This is a genomic window from Myxococcus sp. AM011, from assembly GCF_013372595.1.
GTDB classification, from domain to species: Bacteria; Myxococcota; Myxococcia; order Myxococcales; family Myxococcaceae; genus Myxococcus; species Myxococcus eversor.
Genome location: NZ_JABXEM010000127.1, coordinates 25285 through 31350, shown reverse-complemented (window position 1 = coordinate 31350; position 6066 = coordinate 25285). Strand labels below are relative to the sequence as shown.

Sequence of the window (6066 nt, the reverse complement as noted above, 5' to 3'; positions counted from 1 at the left end):
GTGATGGCGCTGCTGTTCGTGCTGGTGGCGCGGGGGGCGCTGGCGGCGGATGGGGTGCAGGTGCGCCGGAGGGCGGCACAGGACCCCGAACGACTGGCGCCTTTTGGCTTGATGCTGGACGCGGGGGTGACGGAGGGCGCGGGGCTGTCCGTCTCGTTCAGTCCGACGCGGGTGGTGCGGCTGCACCTGGGGGCCACGCACAACGGCGTCCGTGCTGGCGCTCGCGCGGGGCTCACGTTGCTGCCCCTGCGCGGCAAGCTGACGCCGGCCTTCAGCCTGGATGTCGGTCATGCGCAGCCCGCGGACGTGCAGGGCCTGGAGCGCAGGCTCGCGGACCTGTCACTGCCGCCGCTGCCGTCGATGGAGCGCGTGGGCTACACGTACGCCAGCGCGCTCGTGGGGCTGGAGTTGCGCACGCCCGGGCGCCTCACCTTCTTCGTGCGCGGTGGCCTCAGCTTCATGGAGCTGTATGGCCCCAGCATGAAGGACCTGGACGAGTCGCTGCGCGGCTCGGTGGGGCCCGGAGAAGAGCGCTCGTGGATGCTGCGCACCGTGCGGCCCACGGCGAAGCTGGGGTTCCTGCTGTCCTTCGGTTAGCGGTGCGTCGCGAAGTACTCCAGCACCTGGTCTTCCGCCCAGAAGCGGGGACGGTGCGCGTGGCCCGCGACGAAGCCCACGTGTCCTCCGTGCCGGGTCAACACCACGCTCAGGTGCGGATTGTCCTTCGCCGCGAGCGGGATGACGGGTGACTCCAGCATCGGGTCATCCTCGGCGCTGATGAGCAGCGTGGGCTTGCGGATGGCGTGCAGCCTCGGACCCGCGGAGGATTCGGCGTAGTAGTGCTCGGCGCTGTCGAAGCCGTGGAGCGGCGCGGTGACGGCATGGTCGAACGCGCGCACCGTGCGCGCCGCCTCCATGGCGCGGCCGTCGAAGGCGTTGGGGAAGCGCTTGAGCTTCGCGCGCGCCTTGCCCTTCAGCGTCCGCAGGAAGCGCTCCCGGTACACCAGGTGGATGGGACCGGGGCCATCCAGCTTCTTGCAGCAGGCGTCCAAATCGTACGGCGCGCTGACGGACGCCGCGGCCTTCACCGGCGCGTCCTCGCCCTGGTCCTCCAGGAGCCGGCACAGCACGTTGGCGCCCAGGGAGAAGCCCACGGCGAACAGCGGCCCGGTGGCTCGCTCGCGCAAGTCGCGCAGGAGGCCGAGCGCATCGTCGATGTGGCCCGAGTGGTACGTGCGCGCCAGCCGGTTGGGCTCTCCACTGCACGAGCGGAAGTTGAGCGCGGTGGCGCCCCAGCCGCGCTCCGCGGCGCCTCGGAGGATGGCGGTGATGTAGCCGGCCCGGGACGAGCTCTCCAGGCCATGCAGCGCCACCACGTGCGGCGCGCCGGTGGGCCCGTCGAAGGTGTCCAGGTCGACGAAGTCCCCGTCGGGAAGCTCGCGCCGCTCCCGCTTCAGCGGAGGGACATGACGGGAACGCACGAGGTTCGCGTAGATGGTCTGCGCATGCTCGTTCGTCAGACCCGGCGCGGCGACGAAGGGTTCGGTCGGCTGGAAGTTCACGGCTCCGGGATAGCCTCGTCAGGGGGACGGGGACAAGGGCCGTGCCGCGCGCTTCACCGGGGCCGTTCGCCACCGGGCGCTTCGGTGGGGGACGGCGCGGCTTGCGCGGGCGACGTCTGGAGTCGGGCCCGCTTCATGGAGGCACAGCCCTGCTTCTTCACGGCCCGAGCCTCGTCGGTGAGCCCGAAGAGGGCCAGGTACTTGTCCACGCGCTCTTCCAGCGTGGGGGCCTCGATGAGCTTGCAGACCTCATCCGCCTGGTAGTCGCGGCAGATGTTCGGCCGGTTCTCGTACACGGAGCAGAGGTTGTCCTGGGTGAGGTGCGGGCAGCGCAGCCCCAGCGGCTTGTCGAGCGCGGCGATGTCCGGCGCCACGCAGCAGGCGCCGCAGAGTGTGCATTCCATGGGGCGAGGTCCTCCGGCGCTCAACGTGGGACGACCTTCTTCAAATCCCCGGAGTTCGTCACCGTGACGATGACTCCCTGACCCTTCTTCCACGACAGGAAGTCCCGCTCCGTCTTCGGCTCGAGCACCGTCTCCTTCACGCCGTCATCCTCGTAGCGGATGTGCACGGCGTACTCCTCCGAGCGGTGCTGCCGGTCCGTGGCGCCGGGCTGGAGCGAGGGCCACGCGGGCTTGCCGTCCTGTCCCGTCGCCTCGCGCCGGTCCACCTGCTTCCACTCGTAGGTGTCATACGTGCACTGGCGCGCGTAGACGGGCTCGTTGCGGTAGCGCGTCTCGTTCTGACAGTCCTCGTAACTCTCGTTGCAGTACTTGGTGATATCCTCGCAGACCTCCTCGACGAAGCCGTTGCCCTTGTCCCGGCGGCGGCACTTCTCCTCGGTGCCGCACGCCACCCGGCGCGTCTTGGAGCGGCACACCCGCTCCGTCCCGTCCGCCACCTTGCGCGTGCCCCGCTGGCGCTCCACGCAGTCGCGCACGTTGTCCACGCCCGCCACTTCTCCCGAGCCGTTGACGGGCATGCGCGCGCTGACCCGGCTCAACTGGTCCGCCCAGCCCGTCTTCCGCACGGGCGTGAAGCGCTCCTGCGTCACGGCGACCTTCCACGACGTCCCCGTGACTTCGCCGGTGAAGTCATGCGTGGCCCGGGCCCACATGCCGTACAGGCCCGAGCCGAAGCAGCACGTGAACAGCACCCCCAGGAACAGCCACTTCTTGAGGGAGCGCGGCTTCGTCTCCGGAGGCGGAGGGGCGGGAGGCCTTCGCGCGGGCGTCTCGAACGCCTGGAGCGGCGCGGCCTTCGCGTCCGCCGAGCGCTCCGCGCCGCAGTGCTTGCACCGGAGCTGGTCTCCTCGATTCGCGGCGCCACAGAAGGCGCAGAACCAGTCCTCGCCCGCGCCGGCAATCTCCAGCGCCTTGTCGTCCGTCACGCCCTCGCGCAGGGACTTGCCGCTCTCCGCGTCCACGTCGCCAAAGTCGAAGTCCGACTCGTCGCCCGTCAGCTCGCGGGGGTTGTTGCAGTTCGGGCAGCGCTTGTGTCGGGCCAGGATGTCCTTGGCGTCGCAGGACGTGCAGTTCCAGGTGCCCTCGATGATGCGCGTGCGCTTGGCCATGCGCGCATCCTAGCCGTGCGTCACACCCAGAGGGCGCGGGAGAACGCGACCCGCTCGGCCGGCGGCAGGCCGGGACGCAGGGGCCGCAGCATGGGCAGCGAGCCGTCTCGTGGGACGCGGAGGGCCCCGGACACCCGCGCCACCCAGGGCAGCGTGGCGGGCTCCTCCCAGATGACCACGCGCCCAAGGCCCGCCCGGTGGGCCACGCCGCGCGCGGCCTCCACCAGGGCGGCGGCGTCCTCCACCGACTCCGCGTCGAGCAGCAGCACCACCAGCTCGCCGTACCGGGCCATCATCGCCCACAGCGCGGTGGAGTTTCCCACCGTCGCGCCGCACGCCTCGGGACGCGGCCTGCGCAAGAGCTCCGAGTAGATGCGCTCCCGCTCCAGGTGCCAGTCCACCTGCGCGGCGCTCGGCCAGAGGAGGAAGGGCACGTCCGGACGCTGGATGCGCGCCATGACCTGGGGCACGTCGCCGTCGCACAGGAGCGCGTCCACCGCGTGCGTGGACAGGCCGCCCACGGCGGACAGGTGCCAGTCCCACGCCGGGGCCTCGCGATAGCCGGAGCGGCGGTAGAGCGGGGCGCCCACGTCGGAGAAGAGGAGGGCGGCGTGGTGGCTCGCGGACTCCTGCTCCAGCCGGGCGGCGACGGCGTCCATCAGCCGCGTCGCATGGCCGTGGCCGCGCAGCGCGGACTCCGTGAAGACGCTGGCGATGGACTGACTGACTCCGCGCGAGGACTCGCCGTCGGGGCCGCGCAGGTAGCTGTCGGTGTGGAACGTCTCGCACGAGGCCAGCACCCGGGCCTCGTCGTCGAGCCACAGCCAGGTGCGCATCCCCTCCCGACACCACGGGTGGGCGCGCAGCCGCAGCTCGCGTTGGTGGAACTGCTCCACGGTGAGCGGCGAGCCCCAGGCGGCGTGGGTGACGCTGTCTCTCTCGGCTTTCTGCGCATCGGTGGCGAGGGCCAGGTGCATGTCCGTGCCAACGTAGCGCCACCCAGGCGTCGCGCGCATCCACCCGGAAGGCTCGGGTTCGACTTACAGGAAGGTGGTGTACGGGAAGCGGACGTGGAGCTGGAGGTACGCCTGGCCCACGTGGAAGATGCCGTCGCGCACCCGGTCCGGCATGCCCAGGCTGCCCAGCTCCTGGGGCACGTAGAGCGCGGACTCCCAGCCCAGGCTGACGAGGAAGTTCTTGGAGAACTGCAGCTCCAGGTCCACGCCCAGCTCGGCGCCCGGCCGGAGGAAGTGCGTATTCGCCAGCGTGTCCGAGTACAGGTACGCATACGTCAACAGCAGCCCGCCCCCCACGGCCAGCCGCACCGGGCCGTCCGTCAGCGGCAGCCCCAGGCCCAGCGGCTTCCAGGTGACGCCGTACATGCCGGTGTTCTTCAGCTTGGGGGAGATGATGAACGAGTCGGGGATGAAGATGGACGGGGAGATGCGGACCTCGTCCACGCTCTTCGCGTACTTCCGGTAGCTCTTGGGAATGGCGCGCTGGTTCTTCTTCAGCCAGTCCTTGTCCAGCACCGCCTCCACGGAGAGCTTCACGCCGGTGTGGATGGGCTGGTCGTCGAAGACGGGGCCGAAGAACATGTACGCGGCGGGCCCCACGCCCACGTCCACCGGCACGGTGACGCGCTGGGCGGCGGCGAGTGCGGGCAAAAGCAGCGTGCACAGCAACGCGAAGCGGGCGGTGCTCATGGGATGCGAATCTCCTGGGTGAAGCGGGCCCCCCCGGAATTAAGCACAACCACGACAATCAACCATTGCCGCACGCCGCGTGTTTGAAGCAGGAAGGGAGCCGCGCCGGCCCCGGGGGCGGCGAAGGACGCCTGGTGCGCTCCGGGACTCTGTCCGCCGGCACCGCGAGAACCTTGGAGAACCGATGCTTTCCGCAGCCCTCTTGATTGCCACGTCCCTGCAGGCCCAGACGCCCGCGCCCGCCGCTCCCGCCCAGGAGCCCGCCGCGCAGGCCATCCCCGTCGCCGCCACGCCGGAGGAGCGCATCGCCGCCGCCGCCGAGCGCGCCGCCGCCGCCGCCGAGCGCGCCGCCGAGGCCAGCGCCCGCGCCGCCGAGGCCGCCGAGCGCGCTGTGAGCATCGCCGCCGGTGCCACGCCCCAGGCCGCCGCCGCGCCGGACGCCACTGCCGCCGCTGCCGCCGCCGCCGCCGCGAAGAAGAAGGAGGAGTGGGACATCGTCGTGGGCCTGGGCCTCATCTCCCTGACGGGCAACGCGTCCACGCTGACGTTCAGCGGCCTGGCCAGCGCGTCGCGCACCACCGAGCACTGGATTTATGGCGTGAAGGCCTTCGGCAACTACGGCCGCAGCCGTCCGCCGGAAGTGACGGGGGATGAGGCGGAGTCGCAGCTGGTGGCGCTCAACGCGGGCATCGAGCTGCGCGGGGACAGGCGCTTCACGAAGATGCTCAGCGGCTACCTCCTGGCGGGGGCGCTGACGGACCACGTGGGCAGCGTCGAGTCGCGGACCTCCGGTGAAGGCGGTCTCGGCGTCCTCTGGTGGGACGAGAAGTCGAAGGACGAGCGCGAGTCCTACCTGCGCACGGACCTCGCCTTCCGCTACGCGCGCGAGACGCGCTTCCAGTACTACCCGTCGCGGATGGATTTGCCGGACGTGGACCTGGGCGGCCCGCGCTTCGGCGTGGCCTTCCGCTACGGCATCACCAAGGAGGTCCTCCTGAAGGAGGACGCGGAGGTGCTGCTGAGCGTCATCGGTGACTCCCGCGTGCTGGCCAACAGCCAGACGCAGCTCGCGGTGAGCCTGACGGAGGCGCTGTCCCTGGGTGTCAGCTTCCTGGTGAAGCACGACAGCAAGCCGCCCGAGGGCAAGGTGTCCACGGACACCGCGCTGGCCTTCAACCTCGAAGTCGCGCTCTAGCCCGCCGTCAAAAGCAACGCGGCGCCGGGG

The 6066-nt window shown here is 70.9% G+C and carries 7 protein-coding genes; 2 read left to right on the top strand and 5 right to left on the bottom strand.

The genetic code is table 11. The features are described from left to right. Positions 1–597 (top strand): hypothetical protein (locus tag HUW62_RS25265; RefSeq protein ID WP_368670481.1); only part of this gene is annotated, 597 nt, incomplete at its 5' end. On the opposite strand, the gene HUW62_RS25260 is transcribed toward HUW62_RS25265, so the two are convergent. The 5 genes from HUW62_RS25260 to HUW62_RS25240 all read right to left on the bottom strand — a co-directional run bounded on the left by HUW62_RS25260 (position 594) and on the right by HUW62_RS25240 (position 4841). Beyond that, on the bottom strand, positions 594–1562 hold the full coding sequence (locus tag HUW62_RS25260; protein WP_176435845.1) for a hydrolase: 969 nt from the start codon (positions 1560–1562) through the stop codon (positions 594–596). The genes HUW62_RS25265 and HUW62_RS25260 overlap by 4 nt on opposite strands. Positions 1563–1615: 53 nt before the next feature. Next, positions 1616–1966, bottom strand: coding sequence for a YkgJ family cysteine cluster protein (locus HUW62_RS25255; RefSeq protein WP_240357073.1), 351 nt, complete (start codon positions 1964–1966; stop codon positions 1616–1618). A gap of 20 nt (positions 1967–1986) precedes the next feature. Continuing rightward, positions 1987–3135: a hypothetical protein gene (locus HUW62_RS25250; RefSeq protein WP_176435844.1), complete on the bottom strand. Its 1149-nt coding sequence runs from the start codon at positions 3133–3135 to the stop codon at positions 1987–1989. Positions 3136–3155: 20 nt separating this feature from the next. Further along, positions 3156–4112 carry a GNAT family N-acetyltransferase gene (locus tag HUW62_RS25245; RefSeq protein ID WP_176435846.1) on the bottom strand — a complete coding sequence of 319 codons (957 nt, stop codon included), beginning with the start codon at positions 4110–4112 and terminating at the stop codon, positions 3156–3158. A 63-nt stretch (positions 4113–4175) separates the two neighbouring features. Next, the gene (locus HUW62_RS25240) at positions 4176–4841 is read right to left on the bottom strand and encodes a hypothetical protein (protein WP_163870036.1); all 666 of its coding nucleotides are present in this window, start codon (positions 4839–4841) and stop codon (positions 4176–4178) included. Positions 4842–5025: 184 nt separating this feature from the next. Here HUW62_RS25240 and HUW62_RS25235 point away from each other — a divergent pair, with 184 nt between their 5' ends. Further along, complete coding sequence (locus HUW62_RS25235) at positions 5026–6036, top strand: DUF481 domain-containing protein (RefSeq protein ID WP_163870037.1); 1011 nt, start codon at positions 5026–5028, stop codon at positions 6034–6036. Positions 6037–6066 lie beyond the last annotated feature (30 nt).

Bases quoted from the DNA above. Each gene is read 5' to 3' on its own strand.
- HUW62_RS25250 (WP_176435844.1), bottom strand. From the start codon at position 3,135: ATGGCCAAGCGCACGCGCATCATCGAGGGCACCTGGAACTGCACGTCC.
- HUW62_RS25245 (WP_176435846.1), bottom strand. From the start codon at position 4,112: ATGCACCTGGCCCTCGCCACCGATGCGCAGAAAGCCGAGAGAGACAGC.
- HUW62_RS25235 (WP_163870037.1), top strand. From the start codon at position 5,026: ATGCTTTCCGCAGCCCTCTTGATTGCCACGTCCCTGCAGGCCCAGACG.
- HUW62_RS25255 (WP_240357073.1), bottom strand. From the start codon at position 1,966: ATGGAATGCACACTCTGCGGCGCCTGCTGCGTGGCGCCGGACATCGCC.
- HUW62_RS25240 (WP_163870036.1), bottom strand. From the start codon at position 4,841: ATGAGCACCGCCCGCTTCGCGTTGCTGTGCACGCTGCTTTTGCCCGCA.